This window comes from Marmoricola sp. URHA0025 HA25 (genome assembly GCF_054059435.1).
The window spans coordinates 1279344-1301577 of sequence record NZ_JBSSCD010000001.1 but is presented as its reverse complement, the minus strand read 5'-3'; the positions used below and the strand labels follow the sequence as shown (position 1 = coordinate 1301577).

The 22234-nt window shown below is 71.5% G+C and carries 25 protein-coding genes and 1 other RNA gene; 9 read left to right on the top strand and 17 right to left on the bottom strand.

From position 1 onward, the window contains the following. The first annotated feature begins 23 nt into the window (after nt 1-23). From ACVW00_RS06320 to ACVW00_RS06300, 5 genes are all read left to right on the top strand, one after another. On the top strand, nt 24-929 hold the full coding sequence (locus ACVW00_RS06320) for a LysR family transcriptional regulator (RefSeq protein ID WP_457110054.1): 906 nt from the start codon (nt 24-26) through the stop codon (nt 927-929). Between the two features lie 93 nt (nt 930-1022). Continuing rightward, nucleotides 1023-1445, top strand: coding sequence for a hypothetical protein (locus tag ACVW00_RS06315; RefSeq protein WP_457110053.1), 423 nt, complete (start codon nt 1023-1025; stop codon nt 1443-1445). Beyond that, the gene (locus ACVW00_RS06310) at nt 1442-2842 is read left to right on the top strand and encodes a ferredoxin reductase family protein (protein WP_457110052.1); all 1401 of its coding nucleotides are present in this window, start codon (nt 1442-1444) and stop codon (nt 2840-2842) included. The genes ACVW00_RS06315 and ACVW00_RS06310 overlap by 4 nt, the downstream gene beginning before the upstream one ends. Before the next feature lie 4 nt (nt 2843-2846). Beyond that, nucleotides 2847-3293 (top strand): FMN-binding protein, encoded by a 447-nt coding sequence (locus tag ACVW00_RS06305; protein ID WP_457110051.1) that lies wholly within the window; start codon nt 2847-2849, stop codon nt 3291-3293. Between the two features lie 5 nt (nt 3294-3298). Continuing rightward, complete coding sequence (locus ACVW00_RS06300) at nt 3299-4111, top strand: FAD:protein FMN transferase (RefSeq protein WP_457110050.1); 813 nt, start codon at nt 3299-3301, stop codon at nt 4109-4111. Between the two features lie 109 nt (nt 4112-4220). Here ACVW00_RS06300 and ACVW00_RS06295 read toward each other — a convergent pair whose 3' ends face one another. Continuing rightward, entirely contained in the window at nt 4221-5903 is a 1683-nt protein-coding gene (locus ACVW00_RS06295) for an alpha-amylase family protein (RefSeq protein ID WP_457110049.1), read from the bottom strand. A gap of 402 nt (nt 5904-6305) precedes the next feature. Here ACVW00_RS06295 and ACVW00_RS06290 point away from each other — a divergent pair, with 402 nt between their 5' ends. Further along, on the top strand, nt 6306-6896 hold the full coding sequence (locus tag ACVW00_RS06290; protein WP_457110048.1) for a C40 family peptidase: 591 nt from the start codon (nt 6306-6308) through the stop codon (nt 6894-6896). A gap of 63 nt (nt 6897-6959) precedes the next feature. Here ACVW00_RS06290 and ssrA read toward each other — a convergent pair. The 7 genes from ssrA to ftsE form a co-directional block, all read right to left on the bottom strand. Next, nucleotides 6960-7330, bottom strand: a transfer-messenger RNA (tmRNA) gene (gene ssrA, locus ACVW00_RS06285). A 21-nt stretch (nt 7331-7351) separates the two neighbouring features. Continuing rightward, nucleotides 7352-8401, bottom strand: coding sequence for a nitroreductase/quinone reductase family protein (locus ACVW00_RS06280; protein WP_457110047.1), 1050 nt, complete (start codon nt 8399-8401; stop codon nt 7352-7354). 40 nt (nt 8402-8441) lie between these two features. Beyond that, entirely contained in the window at nt 8442-9350 is a 909-nt protein-coding gene (locus tag ACVW00_RS06275) for an amidohydrolase family protein (RefSeq protein ID WP_457110046.1), read from the bottom strand. Next, a complete protein-coding gene (gene smpB, locus ACVW00_RS06270; protein ID WP_457110045.1) occupies nt 9347-9823 on the bottom strand; it encodes an SsrA-binding protein SmpB in 477 nt (158 codons plus the stop codon). Before smpB ends, ACVW00_RS06275 begins: the two co-directional genes overlap by 4 nt. Nucleotides 9824-9896: 73 nt before the next feature. Continuing rightward, the gene (locus ACVW00_RS06265; RefSeq protein WP_457110044.1) at nt 9897-11102 is read right to left on the bottom strand and encodes a M23 family metallopeptidase; all 1206 of its coding nucleotides are present in this window, start codon (nt 11100-11102) and stop codon (nt 9897-9899) included. A 120-nt stretch (nt 11103-11222) separates the two neighbouring features. Then, nucleotides 11223-12143 (bottom strand): permease-like cell division protein FtsX, encoded by a 921-nt coding sequence (ftsX, locus tag ACVW00_RS06260; protein WP_457110043.1) that lies wholly within the window; start codon nt 12141-12143, stop codon nt 11223-11225. 10 nt (nt 12144-12153) lie between these two features. Then, complete coding sequence (gene ftsE / locus ACVW00_RS06255) at nt 12154-12843, bottom strand: cell division ATP-binding protein FtsE (protein WP_457110042.1); 690 nt, start codon at nt 12841-12843, stop codon at nt 12154-12156. Between the two features lie 148 nt (nt 12844-12991). Between ftsE and ACVW00_RS06250 the strand changes: the two genes are divergently transcribed. Then, the gene (locus ACVW00_RS06250; protein WP_457110041.1) at nt 12992-13594 is read left to right on the top strand and encodes a hypothetical protein; all 603 of its coding nucleotides are present in this window, start codon (nt 12992-12994) and stop codon (nt 13592-13594) included. 297 nt (nt 13595-13891) lie between these two features. On the opposite strand, the gene prfB is transcribed toward ACVW00_RS06250, so the two are convergent. Beyond that, nucleotides 13892-15010 carry a peptide chain release factor 2 gene (gene prfB, locus ACVW00_RS06245; RefSeq protein WP_457110040.1) on the bottom strand — a complete coding sequence of 373 codons (1119 nt, stop codon included), beginning with the start codon at nt 15008-15010 and terminating at the stop codon, nt 13892-13894. A gap of 55 nt (nt 15011-15065) precedes the next feature. Between prfB and ACVW00_RS06240 the strand changes: the two genes are divergently transcribed. Continuing rightward, nucleotides 15066-15806, top strand: a complete 741-nt coding sequence (locus tag ACVW00_RS06240; RefSeq protein ID WP_457110039.1) for an ANTAR domain-containing protein — start codon at nt 15066-15068, stop codon at nt 15804-15806. 55 nt (nt 15807-15861) lie between these two features. Here ACVW00_RS06240 and ACVW00_RS06235 read toward each other — a convergent pair whose 3' ends face one another. Further along, nucleotides 15862-16779 carry an NAD-dependent epimerase/dehydratase family protein gene (locus ACVW00_RS06235; protein ID WP_457110038.1) on the bottom strand — a complete coding sequence of 306 codons (918 nt, stop codon included), beginning with the start codon at nt 16777-16779 and terminating at the stop codon, nt 15862-15864. A gap of 138 nt (nt 16780-16917) precedes the next feature. Between ACVW00_RS06235 and ACVW00_RS06230 the strand changes: the two genes are divergently transcribed. After that, nucleotides 16918-17625 (top strand): TetR/AcrR family transcriptional regulator, encoded by a 708-nt coding sequence (locus tag ACVW00_RS06230; protein WP_457110037.1) that lies wholly within the window; start codon nt 16918-16920, stop codon nt 17623-17625. Nucleotides 17626-17722: 97 nt separating this feature from the next. Here ACVW00_RS06230 and ACVW00_RS06225 read toward each other — a convergent pair whose 3' ends face one another. Genes ACVW00_RS06225 through ACVW00_RS06195 form a run of 7 tightly spaced genes read right to left on the bottom strand, consistent with a single transcriptional unit; the run spans nt 17723 to nt 22190 of the window. After that, nucleotides 17723-18154: a pilus assembly protein TadG-related protein gene (locus ACVW00_RS06225; RefSeq protein ID WP_457110036.1), complete on the bottom strand. Its 432-nt coding sequence runs from the start codon at nt 18152-18154 to the stop codon at nt 17723-17725. Then, nucleotides 18151-18600, bottom strand: a complete 450-nt coding sequence (locus tag ACVW00_RS06220) for a hypothetical protein (RefSeq protein WP_457110035.1) — start codon at nt 18598-18600, stop codon at nt 18151-18153. The genes ACVW00_RS06225 and ACVW00_RS06220 overlap by 4 nt, the downstream gene beginning before the upstream one ends. Beyond that, nucleotides 18597-18992 (bottom strand): TadE/TadG family type IV pilus assembly protein, encoded by a 396-nt coding sequence (locus ACVW00_RS06215; protein WP_457110034.1) that lies wholly within the window; start codon nt 18990-18992, stop codon nt 18597-18599. The genes ACVW00_RS06220 and ACVW00_RS06215 overlap by 4 nt, the downstream gene beginning before the upstream one ends. Then, entirely contained in the window at nt 18964-19131 is a 168-nt protein-coding gene (locus ACVW00_RS06210) for a hypothetical protein (protein WP_457110033.1), read from the bottom strand. Before ACVW00_RS06210 ends, ACVW00_RS06215 begins: the two co-directional genes overlap by 29 nt. A 22-nt stretch (nt 19132-19153) precedes the next feature. After that, nucleotides 19154-20083, bottom strand: a complete 930-nt coding sequence (locus ACVW00_RS06205) for a type II secretion system F family protein (protein ID WP_457110032.1) — start codon at nt 20081-20083, stop codon at nt 19154-19156. Further along, complete coding sequence (locus ACVW00_RS06200; protein ID WP_457110031.1) at nt 20080-20928, bottom strand: type II secretion system F family protein; 849 nt, start codon at nt 20926-20928, stop codon at nt 20080-20082. The genes ACVW00_RS06205 and ACVW00_RS06200 overlap by 4 nt, the downstream gene beginning before the upstream one ends. Further along, nucleotides 20928-22190, bottom strand: coding sequence for a CpaF family protein (locus ACVW00_RS06195; protein WP_457110030.1), 1263 nt, complete (start codon nt 22188-22190; stop codon nt 20928-20930). The genes ACVW00_RS06200 and ACVW00_RS06195 overlap by 1 nt, the downstream gene beginning before the upstream one ends. Nucleotides 22191-22234 lie beyond the last annotated feature (44 nt).

Below are 22234 nucleotides of genomic sequence, written 5' to 3'. Positions count from 1 at the left end.
ACACTGATCCATGCACTACCGTCATGGATATGGAGACCGAGGCGTTGCGCTGGTTCCAGCTCGTGGTCGACGGGATGACCGTCACCGAGGTGGCCGACGTGCACCGGGTCAGCCAGCCGGGCGTCTCGCGCGCACTGGCCCGGCTCGAGGCCGAGGTGGGCAGTCCGCTCCTCCAGCGCACGGGCCGGCTGCTCCGCCCGACGTACGCCGGCACGGTGTTCAAGCAGCACGTAGACGCGATGCTGCACCGCCTCGACGACGGACTCGCCGCGGTCAGCGAGCTGGTCGACCCGCGGACCGGCACGGTCGCGGTCGCCTTCCAGCTCTCCCTGGGGACCTGGCTGGTGCCGGGGATGATCGAGCGGTTCCGCACGGACTACCCGCGGGTCGAGTTCCGGCTCGAGCAGTCCCACGACGCTCTCGGCTCCTCACTCGTCGCCGGTGGCCGGATCGACCTGGAGTTCACCTCCCGTCGACCGCGCAACCCCGCCGTGCGCTGGGAGCGCCTGTTCGCCCAGCCGCTCTTCCTCGCCGTGCCCCGACGCCACCGGCTCGCGCGTCTCCCCCAGGTCTCGCTCGCCGAGGCGGCCGGCGAGGACTTCGTGATGCTGCGTCCGTCGTGGGAGCTGCGCACGCTGTCCGACGAGCTCTGCGCCCACGCCGGGTTCGAGCCGCGGGTGGCCTTCGAGGTCGACGACCTGCCGGTGGTGCACGGCTTCGTCTCCGCCGGCCTCGGTGTCGGGATCGTGCCGGCCACCCGGGGCGAGCCGCAGCCCGGTGGCTCGACGGCGGCCAAGCTGGTGCGGCTCACCGATCCGCACGCCTCGCGCGACGTCGGCATCGCCTGGTCGCGCGACCGACGGCTGCTCCCCTCGGCCGATCTCTTCCGACGCCACGTGCTCGCCGCCCGGACCGGACTGGAGGACTAGCGGGCACCCACAGGGACCGCACAGGCTGCTGCTCGGGTTCGCCCAGCGTGGGGCTCCAGGATCGAGTCGACCACCCTGGAAGGGAGCAACACCATGGCTGACCAGCCCCCCACCTCGAGCGGCTCGCGCTGGGAACCGGACCCGGACGATGCCGCCACCGCGGAGACCCCCGACGTCCGGACCGCCGAGGCAAGGATCACCGAGGTCCAGGCCCCCGACCTGGAACCCGACGTCCAGACCCCGGCGCCCGATGCCGACCGGCGGGCGCAGCTGCGCGGCCGGGCGATCCTGGCCGGTGCGGCGACCGCGCTCACGCTCGGCGGCGGACTGACCGGCTTCGTGATCGGGCACAGCACCGCCGGCGGCGACGACAACGGCTTCACGCCCGCGAACTTCTCCCGGCAGGGCCCGGGCGACGGGCGCCAGTTCGGGGACGGTCAGCAACCACCCCCGGGCTTCGACCGCGACGGCGACGGGACCGGCACCGGCTCCAGCACCTCCGGCAACCCGACGTGACCGCGGTGGCGAGCGGCTCGACGCACCGGACGGTGGTCGATCCGCTGTCGCGAGCGCGCGTCGACCACGTCGTCCGGCAGGGCGCACTCGCCACCCTGTGGCTCGGCCTGCTGCTGGTGACCTACTGGTGGACCACGGGAGGCGGCGTCCAGGACCTCGGCTCCTGGAGCGAGGGGCTCACGTCGACGGGCCGCCTGACCGGCCTGTGGGCGGCCGATCTGCTGCTCGTGCAGGTCGTGCTGATGGCGCGGGTGCCGGTGCTCGAGCACGCCTTCGGACAGGACCGGCTCGCGCTCATCCACCGGCTCGTCGGGCTGACCTCGTTCAACCTGATGCTCGGCCACGTCGTCCTCATCACCTGGGGGTACGCCGCGGGCCGGATCACCGCCACGCCGGGCACCCTGTGGGACCTCACCTGGCACTATCCCGGCATGCTGCTGGCCGTCGCCGGCACCGCCTTCCTCCTCCTCGTCGTCGGGACCAGCATCCGCGCCGCGCGACGCCGGATCCGCTACGAGTCCTGGCACCTGCTGCACCTCTACGCCTACCTCGGTGCCGGGCTGGCGCTGCCGCACCAGCTCTGGACCGGCCAGGAGCTCCTGGCCTCCACCGGGGCGACGCTCTACTGGTGGACGCTCTGGGGAGCCGCAGCCGCGGCGGTCCTCGCGTGGCGGGTCGCTCTCCCGCTGTGGCGCAGCGCCCGGCACGACCTGCGGGTCACCTCGATCGTCGACGAGTCCCCCGGCGTCGTCAGCGTCTACCTGACCGGCCGCCGGCTGGACCTGCTGCCCGCGGAGGCCGGCCAGTTCTTCTGCTGGCGGTTCCTCGGCCGGTCGGGGTGGACGCGCGCCAACCCGTACTCGCTGTCCGCCGCCCCGGACGGTCGCAGCCTGCGGATCACGGTGAAGGACCTCGGCGACAACAGTCGTGGCCTGCGGGCACTGCGCCCGGGCACCCGCGCCCTGGTCGAGGGCCCCTACGGGCGGCTGAGCCCCCGGGCTCGCAGTCGGCGAAAGGTGGCGCTGTTCGGTGCCGGCGTGGGCATCACCCCGATCCGGGCCCTGGCCGAAGGGCTCGCCTACTCCCCCGGCGACGCAGTGCTGCTCCACCGGTTCGGCGGCGAGCCGCTCTTCGCCCGCGAGCTCGAGCTGCTCGGCCGCGAGCGCGGGCTCCGCATCGTGCCGCTTCCCGGGCGACGCCGCGCCGAGGGCTCGTGGGTCGGCCAGGGACTCGACGGCGTCGACGACCTCAGCGCCCTGAGGCACTGGGTCCCGGACCTGGCCGAACGCGACGTGTACGTCTGCGGGCCGGAGGCCTGGGTCGCGAACGTACGCCGTACCGCCACCGCTGCCGGCCTGCCGGGCGAGCAGCTCCACGTCGAGAACTTCGGATGGTGACCTCATGAGACGGATCGTGATGTGGGTGATGAGCACGGTGACCGTGGTCGTCCTGCTCTTCGGCTACCACACCTCGACCTCGGGACCGACCTCTGCGGCCCCCACGGTGATCAGCTCCGGGACGTCCGGGACACCGCAGACCGCTGGCACCTCCGGGACGTCCTCGACGTCGGCCGCGAGCACCGTCTCCGGAGGATCCGTGGAGACGCGCTGGGGGCCGGTCGAGGTCCAGATCACCGTGGCGAGCGGGAAGATCACCCAGGTCGACGTCCCGGTCTACCCGGACAACAACGGCAAGGACCAGGAGATCAACGCCTACGCCCTGCCGCGCCTGGTCCAGGAGACGCTCGACGCGCAGAGTGCGAGCATCGACATGGTCAGCGGCGCGACGGTCACCAGCGACGGCTACCTCCAGTCGCTGCAGGCCGCCCTCGACAAGGCCGGGCTGTGAGCGCGATGACCACGACCCCCGTCGTGGGGGCTCGCCCCGACGCGACCCGGTACGTCGACCACGTGATGGGCATGCCGATCAGCCTCGCGCTGCGCGGCCGCCACACCCACGACCACCAGGCCCTCGAGGCCTGGTCGGAGGTGATGGCCGACCTTCGCGAGGTCGACCGGGTGTTCAGCACCTACCGGCCCGACTCGCACGTCTCCCGCCTGGGTCGCGGTGAGATCACCGTCGCGGACTGCCCGTCCGAGGTGGTCGAGGTGCTCGCGCTCGGCCACCGGGCGCGGCTGGAGAGCGGCGGCGCGTTCGACGTGCGGCGGCGCGCTGCAGACGGCCGCGTCGTCCTCGACCCGAGCGGTGTGGTCAAGGGCTGGGCGGTCGAGCGCGCGGCGGCATGGCTGCACGCCCTCGGCGACACCGACTTCTGCCTGTCCGCGGGCGGCGACATGGTCTGCCACGTCGAGGATCCCGACAGCCCCGCGTGGCGGATCGGCATCGAGCACCCCGGCGACACGACGCGGCTCGTCGACGTCGTGGAGCTGCGGCAGGGCGCCCTGGCCACCTCGGGAGCCGCCCATCGCGGTGACCACATCGTCGACGCCCGCAGCGGCCGCGTCCCGGCCCGGGTGGCTTCGGTGACCGTGATTGCCGAGTCCCTGACCTGGGCCGACATCGACGCGACCGCGGCGTACGCCCTCGACGGCCACGCCGCGACCTGGTTGCGCACGCGCGCCGGCCGGACAGGCCTCGTGGTGTGGGCGGACGGCACCGTCGAGCGGATCCCGGGGCAGCGCGACGGGTCGAGCACCGGCTCCTGAGCAGCGCGCCGTCGTACGATCACGCAACGTCGACTACCGGCTCGACACCACCTCGGCGCGCGACTTCCTCGACGACTACCTCACGCTGCCCTGATCCGGGTCGGGTCCCTCAGGCGAGACGCCGGCTGTCGCGCGACATGAGCCGCAGCCAGCGGTAGCCGTACCCCTCGAGCGCGACCTCGACCCGGCCGTGGTCGTCGATGCTCACCTCCGACTCCCCGTCGAGCAGGTCGACGAGGTGGTGGCTGCTGTCGCAACCGTCGAGCACCAGCGGCACCGTGCAACCCCCGGGCGCGAGGTTGTGCAGCGCGACCAGCCGGCGGTCGTCGTGGGCGCACTCGTGCGCCAGGACGTTGCGGTGCGGCTGGTCGAGCACCCGGAAGTCGGCCCAGCCGAGCTCCGGCGACTCGCGGTAGCGCCTGATCAGCAGCGTGAGGAAGGCGAGCAGCGAGCCGTCGTCGTCGCGCTGGGCGGCGACGCTGACGTGCTCGGGCGCGAACGCTCCCTCGGTGACGGGCCGGCGCAGCCGCGACGGACGCACGCGGGAGAACCCGCCGTTGCGCTGGTCGGTCCACTGCATCGGCGTACGGACCGCGAGACGGCCGGGGATGTCGAGGTTCTCGCCCATGCCGATCTCCTCGCCGTAGAACAGCACCGGCGTGCCGGGCAGCGAGAACAGCAGGCTGTAGACCATCCGGACCCGTCGCGGGTCGCCGTCGAGCATCGAGGGCAGCCGGCGTCGCAGCCCCCGGCCGTAGAGCTGCATCTCCGGTTCCGGGCCGAAGGCCGCGAAGACCTCGTCGCGCTCCGCCGGCTTGAGCTTGTCGAGGGTGAGCTCGTCGTGGTTGCGCACGAAGGTCGCCCACTGGGACTCCTCGGCCACCTTCGGCCGCTGCTTCAGCGCTCGGGTCAGGGGACGGGCATCCTGCCTGGCCAGCGAGAGGTAGAGGTTCTGCATCCCGATGAAGTCGAACTGCATGGTCAGCTCGTCGCCGTCGCTGCCGCCGAAGAACGTCTTCTGGTCCTTGTGCGGCAGGTTGCACTCGCCGAGCAGGATGCCGTCACCGGTACGCCGGCCGACGAACTCGCGCAGCTGCCGCAGGTAGGCGTGCGGGTCGTGGAAGCGCGCCAGCTCCTGGGCGTCCACGCCGGTCGTCTCGATGACGAACGGCACCGCGTCGACCCGGAAGCCGGAGACGCCCAGCTCCAGCCAGTAGCCCATTGCCTTCACGATCTCGTCGCGGACCAGCTCGTTGGTGATGTTGAGGTCGGGCTGCGAGCGGTAGAACCGGTGGAAGTACCACGCACCCGCCTTGTCGTCGTACTGCCAGAGGCTGTCCTCCTTGTCGGGGAAGACCACCTGGGCAGACGTGTCCGGCGGCTCGTCGTCACGCCAGATGTAGAAGTCGCGGTACGGCGAGCTCGGCGAGGAGCGGGCCGAGCGGAACCAGGGGTGCCGGTCGGAGGTGTGGTTCACGACCAGGTCCACGATCACCCGCATGCCCCGGTCGCGCGCGGTGCGGATGAACTCGACGAAGTCACCGGCGCAGCCCAGTCGCGGGTCGACGCCGTAGTAGTCGGTGACGTCGTAGCCGTCGTCCCGGTCGGCGGTGGGGTAGAACGGCATCAGCCACAGGCAGGTCACACCGAGGTCGTGGAGGTAGTCGATGCGCTCGTTGAGGCCGACGAAGTCGCCCATGCCGTCGTCGTCCCAGTCCATGAACGTCTGGACGTCCAGGCAGTAGACGACGGCCGTCTTCCACCACAGGTCGCTCGTGTCAGTGATCCGCATCGAGGGCTGGTACCCCCGGCCGGCGGGCGCACTCCGGGGCTCCTGAGGCCCACGTGGTGCGAGGGAATGCGGTCAACTCAGCAGCTGTGAGGCCCCTCACGACGGGGTATGCGCTCGGTCACAGCCTTCGCGGGGACCGTGCAGCGGGTCCGTGGACCATGCCGAGACTCGTGAGCAAGCCCCTGCGGCAGACAGAGCCGCAGGGCCGTCTGGACCACGCCGAACCTCGCCGCGGGTCCCGATGGGGAACGAGAGAGTGACGTTGTAGCGGCGAGGGCGGAGAAGCCGAGCAGGACGCCGAGGCACGTGCCGAGGCTTGGGGTGAACCACCGAACGGTGGGGGCCAACCAAGGGGCCCAATCCGACAGGTCGAACTTCGCAGGCGTGCCGAGGAGAACTGTCATGTCCCCACGCATCAGTGGATTGCTCCGTCCTGCCCTGAGGACCACGCTGAACACCACCGTCGCGGCCGGCCTCGCCGGCGCGGTCGTGCTCGCCGGCACCACCTCGGGCGACCCGTCGGCCTCCGGGCCGCGTCACGAGACCAGGCCCACCACTGCCGCGATCGCGGCAGCTGCCGCGGTGACGACCACCGTCACCCCGCGGCACCACCGGCACCGGCACCACGGATTCACCGGTGACTGGCGTGCGCGCGTGCTGCGCGTCGCGAGCGCCCAGGCCGGCGACCGGTACGCCTACGGCGCAGCGGGCCCCAACGCCTTCGACTGCTCCGGCTTCACGTCCTACGCGTACCGCCTCGCGACCGGCAAGCGCCTCCCCCACAGCTCGTCGGCGCAGCAGGGCTCGACCCGTCGGGTCTCCGCGGCGGCGGCCAGGCCCGGAGACCTGGTCTTCTTCCACAGCGGTGGGCACGTCTACCACGTGGCGATCTACGTGGGCCACCACACGATCATCCACGCGCCGTACCCGGGCCAGCGCGTCAAGCGCGAGCGGATCTGGACCTCGGCCGTGACCTACGGCCGCGTCGTCTGAGGCTCCGCAGACGTCAACAGGCCCTGGACCGGGAGACCGGCCAGGGCCTGTTGCACGGGTGATCGGTGGAGCTGGCGGGAATCGAACCCGCGTCCTCGAGCGCCGAACCAGGTCTTCTCCGGGTGCAGTCCGTGAGTTCGCTTTTCTCGGCCCCGGCGCTGGCACGGACACGTACGCCGACGGGCTCAGTCAGGATTGAGTCCCGATCAACCCTCCCGACGGAAGTTGATCAGCGAGCCTCCTAGATGAGGCCAGGATCCGGGACGGAGGCAGATGCCCGGTCTGACCCTTCGATCACTGCTCAGGCAGCGAGAGCGAAGTCGTTGCGATTTGAGTTGGCAACTGTGTTTTCCAACGGACGTTTACGAGATGACGTTGGCTTCTCGACCCGCTTCTCCTGGGACTAGCGACCCCAGTCGAAACCAATCAGCCCCTCTTGAGTTGTTGCGCTGCTCTCAGCGTACTGATTCCAACGGTTCGGACCTAGCCGCTATTCCGGACGGCACCGGGCGAAGCACGATGACGGGCTGGCGGGGCGAAGTCCGCACGCGCGGCCAGCGGAGCCGGTAGGCCGCGAGGGCAGCGGCGTGCGCGGCGCAGCCGGGCACGAGCAGCCGGGCCGTGGCCGGGTGCCACCCGGAGCCGTCGAGCACACCCACGGCAGTCGAGCCGCCGCCGAGATTGCGCCACCAGGACTTCCGCCAGGGCCTGCCCGGGACGACGGCGAGCGCGTCGTCGTACAGTGCGTACTGCACCGGGAACCTCATCACCCGGCCGGTACGCCGGCCGCAGACCGCAAGGCCGACCAGCGACCGGTCGATGCCGAACCCGTTTCGGGCGACCAGGCCCAGCACCAGCCGGTTGACGAGCGGCTGACCGTCGAGCGACTCGATCCAGAGGCCGGACACGGCTCCCAGGACGGTGCCGGCGACCGCGCCGGTGAGCGCGCCGTACGCGGCGACCACGGGGATCGGCCAGCCGGCGCCGGCTGTCGACGCGCCGACGAAGATCACCGCCATCGCCGGCGGCCAAGCAGCGGCGCTCGCCCCGATCCAGCGCCATGGGTGCGTGACCGCCCCGCGCAGTGCGAAGGCCTGTGCCCCTCCCAGGACCGGGCCCATGACCAGGCCGATGCCGAGCGCGCCGAGCACGATCAGGCCCAGCGGCGGGCTGACCGGAGAGCCGTCGTCGCCCGCGAGGACACCGGGCGCCGAAGCCGCGGCCCAGCCCAGGCCGGCAACAGCGACCGTGAGGAGGACGAAACGCCTGCGGTCCAGCGCCGGCCGGCGCGAGGCGAGCACCTGGCTTTGCAGCAGGCCGAGGGCGCTCCCCTCGGCGAGCCCGCCCGCCACCACGAGCGCCAGCGCGAGCCAGGCCCGCAGCCCGCCGTTCGGTGCCAGGTCGTTGCCGAGACGGGCGGCGACGGCTGCCGCGGTCATCCCGATCGTCTCCGCGAGCGCGCAGGCCAGCACCCAGGGGGCGTCGATGGCACCGCGCGTCCTCATGCCTCCAGTCCAGCCGGGTGGCCGCCCCGGCAGCAGAGCCCTAGGTCCCGATCGGAGCGCCGAAGAGCCCGGCCGCGTTGTGCCAGCACACCTTGCGCAGCCAGTCCTCGTCGAGGCCGGGGTGGCGGTCGAGCAGCCGCTCGAGCCCCTCGAGCTGGTGGGCGTAGGGATAGGGGATGTTCGGGAAGTCGCTGCCGAGCAGCACCTTGTCCCCGAGCTCGACCAGCCGTGGCAGCAGCTGGGCCGGGAAGGGCCCGTCGCGGTCGAAGAAGTCGGTGAACACCATCGTGGTGTCCAGCCGCGTCTCGTCGTACTCCTCGGCGAGGTCGAGGAACTCGGCGTACTCGGGTGCGCCGAGGTGCGCCACGATCACCCGCAGACCGGGGTGCCGGCCGAGCAGCCGGCGGAGGTGGTCGGGCCCGGTGAACTCGTTGCCCACCGGCCCGGAGCCGATGTGCAGGACGACCGGTGTCCGGGCGCTCTCCAGCACGTCCCACGCCGGCTCGAGGAGCGGGTCGTCGAGCCGGAACTCCCCGACCTGCGCATGCAGCTTGAAGACCTCGACGCCCTCGCCCACCAGCCGCTGGACCTCCTCGCCCACGCCCGGCTCCGGGTAGAAGGTCGCCGAGCGCAGGCAGTCCGGCACCGCTGCGGCGAAGCCGGCCGCCCAGGCGTTGAGGTACGCCGCGACCCCGGGGCGGTGCGCATAGGGCAGTGCCGAGAACCGGCGTACGCCGAGTGCGCGCAGCTGCTCCACCCGATCCTGGTCACTGCCGCGGTAGCGGACCGGCCAGGGTCGGCCGATCTTCGGGCCGGCGGTGTCGAACTCGCGCCAGACCGCCGCCTGGATGTTGGCCGGCAGGAAGTGCACGTGCACGTCGAAGAGCCCGGGGAGACCGAGCGCCTGCCACCAGGCGGGGACGTCCACGTCGGCGGCCGGTGGTGTCACTCCTGGCCCTTGAGCCGCCGCCCGATCGCCTGCTGCTTCTCTCGGTCGTCCTGCCGCTCCCGCAGCGTCTGGCGCTTGTCCCACGACTTCTTGCCCTTGGCCAGGCCGATCTCCACCTTCGCGCGGCCGTCCTTGAAGTACAGCGACAGCGGGACGACGGTGTAGCCCTTCTCGGAGGTCTTGCGCTCGATCTTGTCGATCTCGATCCGGTTGAGCAGCAGCTTGCGCTTGCGCCGGGCCGCGTGGTTGGTCCAGGTGCCCTGCGCGTACTCCGGGATGTGCACGCCGTGCAGCCAGGCCTCGCCGTTCTCGATGTCGACGAACCCGTCGACCAGGGACGCCCGGCCGGCGCGCAGCGACTTCACCTCGGTGCCGACGAGGACCAGTCCGGCCTCGTAGGTGTCCTCGACGTGGTAGTCGTGTCGCGCCTTGCGGTTCTGCGCGACCAGCTTGCGACCCTGCTCCTTGGGCATGGGCGCATCCTCTCAGGCACCGCAACCACGAATGGTTGCGCCTGTCCTTCTCGGTGGTCGAGCCTGCCGAAACCTAGAAGAACTGCACCGGGTCGACGGCGACCCCGTTGAGCATCACCGTGAAGTGCAGGTGGCAGCCCGTCGACCAGCCGGTGGTGCCCGCGAGGGCGACCACGTCACCGCGGCCGACCTGCGCTCCCGTGCGGACGCGGTAGGAGCTGATGTGGTTGTAGATCAGCGTCATCGACTTGCCGTTCACGTTGCCGACGTCGAGCAGCAGCCGGTTGCCCCAGACGCTCGAGTAGTACTCGGAGATCACGGTGCCGCCCGCGCTCGCGCGCTCCGGCGTGCCGCAGGGCGCGGAGAAGTCGTCGCCGTCGTGCAGGCCCCAGTAGCCGTAGATCGGGTGGATCCGCCAGCCGAACGGCGAGGTGATCTCCCCGGGGACGGGCCGCATCAGGAAGCCACCGTTGTCCCCGGAGTAGCCGGCCCCGTGGTGCTTCTTGGCGCGGGCGAGGATCAGCTTCTTGATCCGCGCCTCCTCCTTCTTCAGCTGCTGCAGCTTCCGGGCGTCGTGCTTGCGCACCTTCCGCGCCTGGACGGCCGCCTGGCTGCGCTGCGTGACGAGCGCGGCGACCTGGGCGCGGTTCGCCGCGGCGGTCTGCTCGAGTGCCTGCCGGCGTACCAGGTTGGCCGCGGCGGCCGCGCGCTGCTGGGCGACCTCCTTCTTGGCCGCGGCGACCTTGCTCTCCTGCGTCCGCAGCATCGCCTCGGTGGCCTTGAGGTGGTCGTACATCCCGCTCTCGCGGTCCATCAGGCTGTCCACGGTGCCGAGCTGGCTGGCCAGCTCGTCGGGGCTCTTGGCGGTGAGCACCATCGAGAGCCCGAGGAGCCGAGGGTCGCCGTACTGGTAGTCGCCGGCGACCAGCCGCCCGATGTCCGCGCGCTGCGAGGTCACCGCCGCCTGGCCCTTCGCCACCTCTGCCTGCGCCTGCGCCAGCTCCTGCTCAGCCGCGGCGAGCTTCGCCTGCATCTGCGCGTCGAGGACCTGCGCGGCGGTCAGCTGGCCCTCGGTGGCCGCGAGCGTGCGCTCGGCATCGGTGAGCTTCGCCTTCGCAGCGGTGAGCTGCGCGGTGGCCGCGGTGAGCGCCTTGCTCGAGTCGTCCAGGTCACCGAGCGCGCTCTTGATGCCCTGCTGGACCTTGTGCTTCTTGTCGTGCAGGTCGTCAGCGTGCGCGAGCGGGATGGCCGGGCCGGCGACGGCGAGCGTGCAGAGCACAGCCAGGGTCCGGGAGACCCGTCGGGAGCGAGACGGGAGCGTGCGAGGGGAAGGACGTTCCACCGGTCAGCCTGTTCAAATTGGGGAAGAAGTGAACAGAGTGACCGTAACGGACGGTTCTCACACTTTGAGGTATTTGCGGGTCATCACGAGTGTCGGGATCAGCGTGATCAGGATGCCCACCACCGCGACCCCGCCCACGGCCACCGCCGCGTCGTGCCAGTCGACCCACTCCACGATCTGCGACTGACTTCGCAGCTTGCCGTAGACGATCAGGTACATCACCAGCCCGAGCGTGAGCGTCGCCGCCGCGACGCCGACAAGGGCCGCGACCAGCGTCTCCATCAGGAAGGGCAGCGAGATGTAGAGGTTGGAGGCGCCGACCAGCCGCATGATCCCGATCTCCTTGCGCCGCGCGAACGCCGCCAGCCGGATCGTGTTGCCGACCTGCATGATCGCCGCCACCAGCAGGAAGGCGGCGATGCCGATCGCCCCCCACTTCATCCGGTTGATCACGAAGTAGATCGGGTCGAGCACGTCACGCAGGTCGCGGACCGAGTCGACACCGTCCATCCCGACCAGCGCGGACTCGACGCCGCGGTACTTGTTCGGGTCCTTCAGCGTGATCCGGTAGGACTCGCGCATGTCCTCGGGCGTGACCGTGGAGAAGATCTCCTGCTCGGTCTTGTCCTTGGAGATGTAGACCCGCTTCCAGGTCTCGAACGCCTGCTGCTTGGTCTCGAGCTTGTACGACGCCACCTCAGGGTGGGTGTCGAGGACCTGGGTGATCGCCGACTTCTGCGGCTCGTTGGCCTCGCCGGAGGTGCAGTGCGGCGACCGGGAGTTCTGGTTGCACAGGTACGCCGTGATCTCGAGCTTGCTCCCCCAGTACTTCTCCGCCTTCTGCGCCTGCGCGTTGAGCAGCAGGCCCATCCCGACGAGGGTGAGCGAGACGAAGATGGTCACCACGAGGGCGATCGTCATGGACACGTTGCGCCGCAGACCGGTGCCGGTCTCGGAGAAGATGTACCTCAGCTGCATCTCGTCCCCCTCAGTGCTGGAAGCCGTAGACGCCGCGGGACTGGTCGCGCACGACGTGGCCGTCGTCGAGCTCGATCACGCGCTTGCGCATCTGGTCGACGATGCCGGCGTCGTGGGTGGCCATCACGACCGTCGTGCCGGTGCGGTTGATCCGGTCGAGCAGCTTCATGATCCCCACGCTGGTGTTCGGGTCGAGGTTGCCGGTCGGCTCGTCGGCGATGAGGATCTGCGGACGGTTCACGAACGCGCGAGCGATCGCCACGCGCTGCTGCTCGCCGCCCGAGAGCTCGTCGGGCATCCGCTCGCCCTTGCCCTCCAGGCCGACCAGCTCCAGCGTCTCGGGGACCACCTTGTTGATGTGCGCCTTCGGCTTCCCGATCACCTGGAGCGCGAAGGCGACGTTCTCCGAGACGGTCTTGTTGGGGAGCAGCCGGAAGTCCTGGAAGACCGTGCCGATCTTGCGGCGCAGGGCCGGGACCTTCCAGCTGGCGAGCCGGTTGATCTCCTTGCCCGCGACGTACACGCGGCCGGTGCTGGGCCGAGCCTCCCGGAGCACCAGGCGCAGGAACGTGGACTTGCCGGAGCCGGAGGCGCCGACGAGGAAGACGAACTCGCCCTTCTCGACGTCGACGCTCACGTCGGACAGGGCGGCCCGGCTCTGGCCGGGGTACGTCGTGGAGACGCTCTCGAATCTGATCACAGGTTGTCGGCGGCCGGTGTCGGGGACAGGGCGCACGTTCCGGGGGGAACGCCTGGGCTTCGGCCGCCCACCGAGTCTAGGCGAGCAACCTGAAGGCCACGGGGACGCCGTCCGGGACGGTGTTTCGCCCTTCGTCTACGGTTCGGGCATGGTGGGTCGACCGCTCCTCCTCGCCGCCGCGCTGGCGCTCCCGCTGCTCGCCGGCTGCAGCGGGTCGGGCGGTTCGGAGGCGAAGCCGAGCGCAGCGCCGACCCCCATCGGGAAGCTCGACGTGGCACACGTCCGGCTCTCCCGGACGCCGTTCTGCTCCCGGCTGCCGGGGGCTGCCGTCCGGGCGACGCTCGGTGCCACCGCGACCGATCACGCGAGCTGGGGCAACGGCGATCCGGTGCCCGGTCTGGCGGGCGGCGACGGGGAGGTCGGGCACGAGCTGGGCTGTGCCTGGACCGGACCGGCGGGTGCCGGTGCACGCGCGTGGGTCTTCGCCCGCCCGGTCAGCCCAGCGTTCGCGACGACGCTGGTCGGCGTGGACGCGGGTCAGCCGGGGTGCACCCAGGCCCCGGCGCCCACCTTCGGGAGCCCGGCCACGCTGCAGAGCTGCACCCTGCCGAGCGACGTCCGCCGGATCCGCCGCGCCGGCCTCTTCGGCGACACGTGGCTGACCTGCGAGGTCAGCGGTGCTGCGGCGGGCCTGGAGAAGCGCACCGACCAGTGGTGCGCGGCGGTCGTCGCCGCCCTGCGCCTCCCCTGACGCCGAGCGGGCAGAAGCGCAGCGCGAAGGCGCGCCGAGCGGGCAGGAACGCGGCGCGGAGGCGCGCCGAGCGGGCAAAGATGCAGCGCCGAGGGGCGCCGAGCGGGCGAAAACGCAGCCTGTCGGCGGGCGCACTCTCGCCCCTGGGCCGAGGGCGTCCGCATGGGCACTCCGGCGGAGGTGTCGACGCGAGAGGTGCCCATGGATCGGCGTTTGTGCCCGCTCGGCGTACGTGCGAGCAGCGTTTGTGCCCGCTCGGCGTACGTGCGACGAGCGTTTGTGCCCGCTCGGCGCAGCTCAGGCCTTGGCCCGGGCCTCGGCGCCCATCCGCCAGCGAATGCCGGCCTCGAGGAACCCGTCGATCTCGCCGTCGAAGACCGCCTGGGGGTTGCCGACCTCGTAGTCGGTCCGCAGGTCCTTGACCATCTGGTACGGGTTGAGCACGTAGTTGCGCATCTGGTCGCCCCAGGACGCCTGGACGTCTCCGCGGAGCTCGTCGAGGTGGGCCTTCTCCTCGGCCTTCTTCAGCGCGAGCAGCTTGGCCTTGAGGATCACCATCGCGGAGGCCTTGTTCTGCAGCTGCGACTTCTCGTTCTGACACGAGACGACCACGCCGGTCGGGATGTGCGTGAGGCGTACGGCGGAGTCGGTGGTGTTGACCGACTGGCCGCCCGGACCACTGGAGCGGTAGACGTCGACCCGGATGTCCTCGTCGGGGATGTCGATCTCGTCGGTCTGCTCGAGCACGGGCACGACCTCGACGGCGGCGAAGCTGGTCTGGCGGCGACCCTGGTTGTCGAACGGGCTGATCCGCACGAGCCGGTGGGTGCCGGCCTCGACCGAGAGCGTGCCGTAGGCGTACGGCGCGTGCACCGCGAACGTCGCCGACTTCAGGCCGGCCTCCTCGGCGTACGAGGTGTCGAAGACCTCGACGGGGTACTTGTTGCGCTCGGCCCAGCGGGTGTACATCCGCATCAGCATCTCGGCGAAGTCGGCGGCGTCGACCCCGCCGGCGCCGGCCCGGACGCTGATGATCGCCTCGCGGGCGTCGTACTCGCCCGAGAGCAGCGTGCGGACCTCGAGCTGCTCGACCAGCTTGTGGACCCGGTCGAGCTCCGCCTCGGACTCGGCGAGCGAGCCCTCGTCGCCCTCCTCGCGAGCCATCTCGATCATCAGCTCGAGGTCGTCGAGCCGCGACTGCAGCGAGCTGAACCGGTCGAGCTCCCCCTGGAGCGCCGACAGCCGACCGGTCACGCGCTGGGCGTTGGCCTGGTCGTCCCACAGATCCGGCGCCGCCACCTCCTGCCCGAGGTCAGCGATCTCGGCGCGCATGCCGGGGACATCGAGGACCTTCTCGATGGTCTGCATGGTCGCCTGGAGCTGTTTGATCTCGGAGTCGAAGTCGCGTGCTGCCACAAGGGGTTACGTTACCCGGCCGCCGACTGGGGTACGTCGTCCCGATGGGGTACGCATGAGCGGTCGCATCGATCACGCGCTCGTCACCGAGACAGCCGCGCGGTTCGCTCGGGTGCTGACCGAGCGACCCGACACCAGCGACGTGCTCTACATGCTGGCAGAACACGTCAACGAGGTCCTCGGCCTGGCCGGGACCGGCGTCTCCCTGGCCGACTCCGACGACCGACTCCACCCCGTCACCGGGATCAACCAGCTCACCACCCACCTCGAGGAGACCGAGGAGCGGCTCCAGGAGGGGCCGTGCATCAACGCCTTCCGCGACAGTGCCGTGGTGACGGCGCGCACGAGCGCCGAGCTGAGCGAGGTCTGGCCGAGCTGGAGCCGCGCCGCCGAGCGCGAAGGCGTCCAGGCGGTGGCCGGTGTGCCGCTGCGGGCAGGGGATCTCCCCCTGGGAAGCGTCAACCTCTACCGACGATCCGACGAGTCCTGGGACGCAAGCGAGCTCGGAGTCGCCGAGCTCTTCGCCGACATGGCGTCGGGCTACATCGCGAACCGGGCAGAGCTGGAGCGGAGCCAGCAGCGCTCCGCCCAGCTCCAGCACGCCCTCGACGCCCGGGTCGTCATCGAGCAGGCCAAGGGTGTGCTCGCCACCAACCTCAACTGCAGCGTCGACCACGCCTTCACGGTGCTGCGCGACCACGCCCGCCGCACCAGCAGCAGCCTGCGTGTGGTGGCACACGCCGTGGTGCATCAGGGTTTCAGGCCACCGCACCCGCCGTCGGCTCCGCAGCAATGAGCCGGGTCGGGACGGTTTCGACAAGCTCAACCACCGGGTCGGGCCAAGCGCCGGCTCAGCCAGCCGTGCGTCGGCAGACCTCGTCCCACGGCGTCGGGGCAAGGCCGAGCTCGGCGGTGATCGCCGAGGAGTCCATCACGTAGGGGCGCGTGAACTGGTACTCCGTCTCCCGCAGCTCGCGCATCTGGCCGTCGAACAGGCCGGCCGCCCAGATCACCGGCTTCGGGTAGGCCTTGACCGTCACCGGCGGCTTCCCGACCGAGGCGAGCACGTCGTTGACGGCCTCGGACTGGGTGCGCGGCGCGTTGCTCGGCGCGTGCCAGACGCGGCCCCAGGCTGACTCGGTGTCGGCCACCGCGACCAGCGCCCGGCCCATGTCGTGCACGTCGGTCCACGTGTGCGGCAGGTGGGCGTTGCCGATCACCCGCACGGTCTTGCCCTCCAGGGCGGCCGGTACGACGCGCGGCACGTGGGCGTTGTCGCCGAGCGGACCGCCGACGTAGTCGGCGCCGCGGACCTCGACGGCCCGGATCCGGCCGGCGCGGTGCAGCTCGAACGCCTCCGCGGTCATCCGCGCCCGCAGCTGCGCCTTGTGGCCGGGCGCCGCGTCGGGCATTCCCTCCACCATCGGCACATCCACCGGCCCGTAGGGGTAGAGGTTGCCGGTGACCGCGAGCACGGCACCGGTGCACTCGGCGGCGGTGAGGAGAGCAGCGGCGATCGGCGGCCACACCGTCGGCCAGACGTCGTACCGGGGCGGGTTGACGCAGTTGTAGAGCACCTGCGCGCCGTCGGCGAGCCGGCTCAGCGCCTCGCCGTCCGCGGCGTCGACGGCCACCCGGCGCGCACCGGAGACCTCCGGCCCCTCGCCCGACCGACTGGCCAGGACCACGTCTGCACCTCGCTCGGCGAGCACGTCGGCGACGGCCCTGCCGACCGGCCCGGCCCCGATGATCACGTGTCGATCGGACATTCTCTGCACCTTCTCTGGTCGACTGACTGAAAACGAGAGCGCCGCTCTCGGTTGGAACCTTGACACAGCTATGTGTGGAAAGCAAGAGCATTGCTCTCGTTTGTTTACATCGCTCTCGGTTTCGGCGATCATGGACGCATGAGCAGCATCCCGTCGGCTCCGCGCACGGCCCGCGACTTCGCCCGCATCGAGCTCACCCGGCGCATCCTCAGCAGCGCCCGGGCGCAGCTCGCCGAGGTCGGTCCGGGCGAGCTGTCGGTGCGCCAGATCGCCCGCGAGCTCGGGATGGCGTCCTCCGCGGTCTACCGGTACTTCCCGAGCCGCGACCACCTGATCACCGCCCTGCTCATCGAGTGCTACGACGAGAGCGGCGCGGTCGTCGAGGCGGCCGAAGACGGCGTACGCCGCTCCGACCTGCACAAGCGCTGGGTCACCACGGCCCACGCCCTGCGCGACTGGGCGCTCGCGAACCGGCACGAGTACGCCCTGCTCTACGGCTCCCCCGTCCCCGGGTACGCCGCGCCGCAGGACACGATCGGCCCGGCCGCCCGGGTGCCGGCCGTCTTCCTAAGCCTCATCGCCGACGCCGAGGAGCGCTGCCTTCCCCTCGGAGCTCCGTCCGCGCCCGTGCCGCGCAAGGAGCGGGCCTCACTGGCACCCATCCCGGAGATGGTCGGCCGCCCGATCGGCGACGAGCGCCTGGTGCGCGCCATGATGGCGTGGGCGACGCTCATCGGACAGATCTCCCTGGAGCTGTTCGGCCACCTCTACCGCGGCGTCCTCGACTACGACGCCCACTTCGCCGAGCTGGTCGACCGGATGTCGGTCGACCTCGGACTGCGCTGACGCTGGGCCCAGGTGCGATCGTCGCGCGCGTTGCTACCAGAGGGTCGTGGCAGCGCCCGTTCTGGAGCCCTGGTGTAGCAACCGGCGCGGACGGGACTCAGTCCGACACCACCACGACCGCGGCGGCATCGCCGGTGACCGTGGCGCTCTCCCCCACGCCCGGCACGCGTAGCGGCAGGTCGAGCGGTGCGGCGACGCGGACGACGACCGTCGTCGTCGAGGTCGAGACCGTCCAGGTCAGGCCGGGGTAGCGCGCGGCGGCACCGCTGTCGCGCAGGTACTCCGCGACGTAGCGGCTCGCTGCCGCCGCGTCGATCTCCGCACGGTCGTCGAGGCCCTGGGTGTACACGCGATCGCCCTGCAGGCCGTCGGTCGCGGCCAACACCGCTGCGTCAGCGAGCGAGTTCAGGCCCTGCCTGCGGAGGTACGCCGCGGACGCGTCGACGACCACTGCCACGAGCAGCCCGACGACCAGCGCGAAGCCGATGATCAGCGGGGTGATCGAGCCACCCTCGGGGCGCTTGCTCATGGCCGCGCCTCACGAAACGTGCCGTAGGGCGAGCGATGGATCGCCTCGACCGTGATCCGCGGGGTGTTGCTCCCCAGGGCCGCGGGCATCAGCGGCAGGTCGGCCGCGGACCGTACCTCCGCGTCGACGACCGATCCCGGCGAGAGGCACCGGTCCGGATCCGGCCGGCACGTGATCACGAGCGTGAAGTCGGCGGCCTCGATGCCCTGGTCGCCGAAGGCCAGTCGCGCCGCGGCCTCGGCCCGGGCATAGGCGGTCGCCTGGTCGGGCGAGGTGACGAACGCCCGGCTCGCCGACCGCGCAGCTGCGGACGCGGCGTACGACGCACGCTGGGTGTCGAAGACGGCGAGCACGATGTAGAGCAGCGGGACCAGCAGGAGGATCGCGAGCCAGACGAACTCGACGATCGCCGTGCCCGCATCGTCGCGCGGTGGTCGACGTGTCACGGCAGCTCCTCGCGCACGGCATGCCCGGTGACGTCGAGCTGGATCCCCGGACCCCACAGACCGAGCGCCGGCACTGTGGCGTGCACGTGGATCTCGACTGTGGGAACCCCGTCGAGAGTGACGTCGGTGCCGTCCACGTCGCGCGCGAACCGGGCCGCGATCGCCTCCGAGATCTGGGCTCGCGTCCGGGCGACGCCGTCCTGCGGCTCACGGTCGACCGCAGCGCCGTACCGGGCGCCCTCGGTCGCCGCCGCGGTCAGCGTGTTGCGGACGTGGAGGACGAGGGCGACCTGCACCAGGCCGAGGACGAGCGGTACCAGGACCAGGCTGACCAGGACGAAGTCGACGACCGCGGCTCCGTGCTCAGCCCGTGACCGACGACAGGGCGTCACGGAGCATCGTGCTCAGCTGCGACCCGGCGATCGCCCACAGCCCGGCGACCAGGCCGGCGCTCATCACCGTGATCAGGACCCACCCCGGTACGTCGCCACGCTCGTCGCGACGCCGGGGTGCCCGAGACCTCTTCCACATGGTTGTTCTCCTTCCTCGTGCCTCACGGCACCACGAGGCGCAGGCCGACCAGGCCCGGCCAGAACGCGAAGACCACGACGGTGGGCAGCACCAGGAACACGACCGGCACCATCATCAGCACCTCTCGGCGCGCTCCCGACTCGATCAGGGCTCGCCGGCCGGCCTCGCGGACGTCGCCCGCCTGGGCGTGCAGCACTTCGGCGAGTGGAGTTCCGCGCTCGATCGCGATCGCTACCCCTTCGGCGAACCGCGAGACCGCCGGGAGGCCCGACCGGCCGGCCAGGTCGTCGAAGGCGCGCGCGATCGGCATACCGGTGCGGACCTCGGCGAGGACGTCGCGCAGGTCGGCCGAGAGCTCGCCGTGCGAGCGGCTGACCACCCGGTCGAGCGCCGCGACCGGGCTCTCGCCGGCTGCCACGGCCAGGGCGAGCAGCTCGGCGATCGTCGGGAACTCCTCCAGGATCCGGCGTTCGCGACGCGTCACCTGCGCGGTCAGCCGGTTCTCCCTGAGCAGCACGCCCAGCGCGAATGCACATCCGCACATGACCAGCAGCGGGACCGATCGGCCCGGAGACCGCAGCGCCAGCGCCGAGGCGGGCACCGCGGTGACCGCGAACGCGACCATGCCCCAGACGGCCTGGCTGATCCGGAACTCGTGGACCGTCATCGGCAGCCTCGCGCGCCCGAGGCGTCGGGCGATGGATGACGCGCCGCCGAGGACTCGCTCGACCAGCTCCGCCGCACGCCGGAGCAGTGGGCCGAACACGGCGACGAACGCGGACGCCGGCTCCACCGGCGCGGGCCGGACCGACGTGCTCGCCAGGTCACGCAGGTAGGGAGTCACCCGGACGGCGAGCGACGTGTGCCGCGCGGACCACAGCCGGTCGACGACCAGCCAGATGCCCAGGCCGCTGAACGCCCCCAGCACGACGCCCCATGCCGACGGTGTCATCGGAGGATCCGTCGCTCGGCGGGCAGTCGCCCGATCCGCATCATCAGCCAGTACGCCGACCCGCACATCGCCGCGCCGAGCAGGAGCACGACCACGCCGGCCCCGGTGGCGTACCGCCGGATCACGTCGTGCTGGAACGACAGCATCAGGAGCACCAGCCAGGGCGCGGAGACGGCCAGCCGCGCGCCGTTGACCGTCCACGCCTGCCGGGACTCCAGCTCCGAACGGGTGCGGGCGTCCTCGCGCAGGAAGGCGGACAGGCTCCGAAGGAGGCGGCCCAGATCACCCCCGCCCACCTCACGCGCCACCCGCAACGCCTCCACGACACGATCGCCGACCGGATCGGCGAGCCGGTCCTTGAGCCGGTCGAGCGAGTCGGCGAACCGGCCCGACGCCTGGTAGTCGAGCGCGAAGGCTGCGAACGCGACTCTCAGTGGCTTCGGCCCGCGCACGGCGAGCCCGGCCAGCGACTCGGGGAGAGCGAGGCCTGCCCGGATCCCGGAGGCCAGGTTGTCCACTGCCTCGGGCCAGACCTCGGCGAACTCGCGCTGCCGCCGACGAGCGCGACCACGCAGCACCGCGAACGGGAGGTAGCAGCCGATGCCGGCGAACGCGAGCGCCACGGGCACCGTGCGCGACAGCAGCTCGACCGTCACGAATGCGACCAGCCCGCACACCGACGAGACCGTGAGAAGCCCGGCCGGGCTCACCTCGGAGAGCCCGGCACGTGCGAGCAGCAGTCGCAGCCGCGGCGACCGCTCGCGCGGAGCGCCGCGCGGCACGAAGAAGGCCGATGCGATCAGCAGCAGGCCGGCGCCGAAGCCGAGGCCGAGGACCGCGCCCATCAGCCCGTCGCTCCGAGGAGGCCGAGGACGTCGACACCGGCACGCGTGTAGGCGTCCATCCGGCTGGGCATCCCGCGGGTGCGCACGAGGCGCTCGGCGTCGCGGACGAACAGCGGCTCGGTCTCGATGACGTCGTGCTCGACACGACCGGGGACGGCGACGATCTCGTTGACCCGGCGTACCCCGTCCGCTGCCATGCCGAGGTGCACGATCAGGTCCACCGATGCGGCGACCGTGGGGACGACGAACCGGGCCGAGATGTTCTCTCCGGCCAGCATCGGGAGCGTGCAGAGCTTCACCAGCGCCTCGCGTGCGCTGTTGGCGTGCAGAGTCGCCATCCCCGGGAGGCCGGAGTTCAGGGCCAGCAGCAGGTCGAGCGCCTCCGCCGAGCGGACCTCGCCGACGATGATCCGCGTCGGCCGCATCCGCAGCGACTCGCGCACCAGGTCGCGCAGGGTGATCTCGCCGGTGCCCTCCAGCCCCGCTTGCCGCGTCTCGAGCGCCACCCAGTCGGGGTGCGGGACCCGGAGCTCACGGACCTCCTCGGCGCTGACGATCCGGTCGCCGCCGGGGATCGCCGCCGCCAGGCAGTTCAGCATCGTCGTCTTGCCGGCCTGGGTGCCGCCCGCGACGACGACGTTGAGCCCGGCGAGCACCGAGGCCTCGAGGAACCGTGCCGCCTGGTCGGTCAGCGCGCCGAGCTCGACGAGCTCGGAGAGCCGCGACGCCCGGACGATGAACTTGCGGATGTTGACGGCCGAGAACTCAGAGCTGATCCCCTCGAGCACCACGTGCAGCCGGTGTCCGCCCGGGAGCCGCGCGTCGACGAAGGGCGAGGACAGGTCGAGCCGGCGGCCGCTCTGCTTCAGCATCCGCTCGACGAGCTCGAGCACCTCGTCGCGGGAGAGGATCGTGTTGGTCAGCTCGTGCCGGCCACCTCGCGCGACGAACACCCGGCTCGGGTCGTTGATCCAGATCTCCTCGACGTCCGGATCGTCGAGATAGGGCTGCAGCGCTCCGAAGCCCGAGACGCGCGCGACCAGCTCACCGATCACGCCGTTGGCGTCGGGCACCGGCGCGACCGCCCCGGTCAGGCTCCGGTCGTCGTGCGCACGGACGACCTGCTCGGCGATCGACCGCACGAGGTGGACGTCGCGCTGCGGGTCGACGCCGTCGCGGCGTACGGCGGCACGCACCTGGGCGTCCAGGAGGTCGACGAGGGCGCTGTCCACGAAGGCAGGGGTGGCCGAGGTGATCGACATGTGGTGCTCCGCAGTCCCGAGATGTCTGCGCAGCTGGCGGGCTG

Coding starts and splice junctions, on each gene's coding strand:
- ACVW00_RS06305 (WP_457110051.1), top strand. CDS start 2,847: ATGAGACGGATCGTGATGTGGGTGATGAGCACGGTGACCGTGGTCGTC.
- ACVW00_RS06230 (WP_457110037.1), top strand. CDS start 16,918: ATGAGCAGCATCCCGTCGGCTCCGCGCACGGCCCGCGACTTCGCCCGC.
- ACVW00_RS06250 (WP_457110041.1), top strand. CDS start 12,992: ATGGTGGGTCGACCGCTCCTCCTCGCCGCCGCGCTGGCGCTCCCGCTG.
- ACVW00_RS06210 (WP_457110033.1), bottom strand. CDS start 19,131: ATGTGGAAGAGGTCTCGGGCACCCCGGCGTCGCGACGAGCGTGGCGAC.
- smpB (WP_457110045.1), bottom strand. CDS start 9,823: ATGCCCAAGGAGCAGGGTCGCAAGCTGGTCGCGCAGAACCGCAAGGCG.
- ftsX (WP_457110043.1), bottom strand. CDS start 12,143: ATGCAGCTGAGGTACATCTTCTCCGAGACCGGCACCGGTCTGCGGCGC.
- ACVW00_RS06300 (WP_457110050.1), top strand. CDS start 3,299: ATGACCACGACCCCCGTCGTGGGGGCTCGCCCCGACGCGACCCGGTAC.
- ACVW00_RS06225 (WP_457110036.1), bottom strand. CDS start 18,154: ATGAGCAAGCGCCCCGAGGGTGGCTCGATCACCCCGCTGATCATCGGC.
- ACVW00_RS06320 (WP_457110054.1), top strand. CDS start 24: ATGGATATGGAGACCGAGGCGTTGCGCTGGTTCCAGCTCGTGGTCGAC.
- ACVW00_RS06195 (WP_457110030.1), bottom strand. CDS start 22,190: ATGTCGATCACCTCGGCCACCCCTGCCTTCGTGGACAGCGCCCTCGTC.
- ACVW00_RS06235 (WP_457110038.1), bottom strand. CDS start 16,779: ATGTCCGATCGACACGTGATCATCGGGGCCGGGCCGGTCGGCAGGGCC.
- ACVW00_RS06280 (WP_457110047.1), bottom strand. CDS start 8,401: ATGAGGACGCGCGGTGCCATCGACGCCCCCTGGGTGCTGGCCTGCGCG.
- ACVW00_RS06315 (WP_457110053.1), top strand. CDS start 1,023: ATGGCTGACCAGCCCCCCACCTCGAGCGGCTCGCGCTGGGAACCGGAC.
- ACVW00_RS06240 (WP_457110039.1), top strand. CDS start 15,066: ATGAGCGGTCGCATCGATCACGCGCTCGTCACCGAGACAGCCGCGCGG.
- ACVW00_RS06295 (WP_457110049.1), bottom strand. CDS start 5,903: ATGCGGATCACTGACACGAGCGACCTGTGGTGGAAGACGGCCGTCGTC.
- ACVW00_RS06290 (WP_457110048.1), top strand. CDS start 6,306: ATGTCCCCACGCATCAGTGGATTGCTCCGTCCTGCCCTGAGGACCACG.
- ACVW00_RS06200 (WP_457110031.1), bottom strand. CDS start 20,928: ATGGGCGCGGTCCTCGGCCTCGGCTTCGGCGCCGGCCTGCTGCTGATC.
- ACVW00_RS06205 (WP_457110032.1), bottom strand. CDS start 20,083: ATGACACCGTCGGCATGGGGCGTCGTGCTGGGGGCGTTCAGCGGCCTG.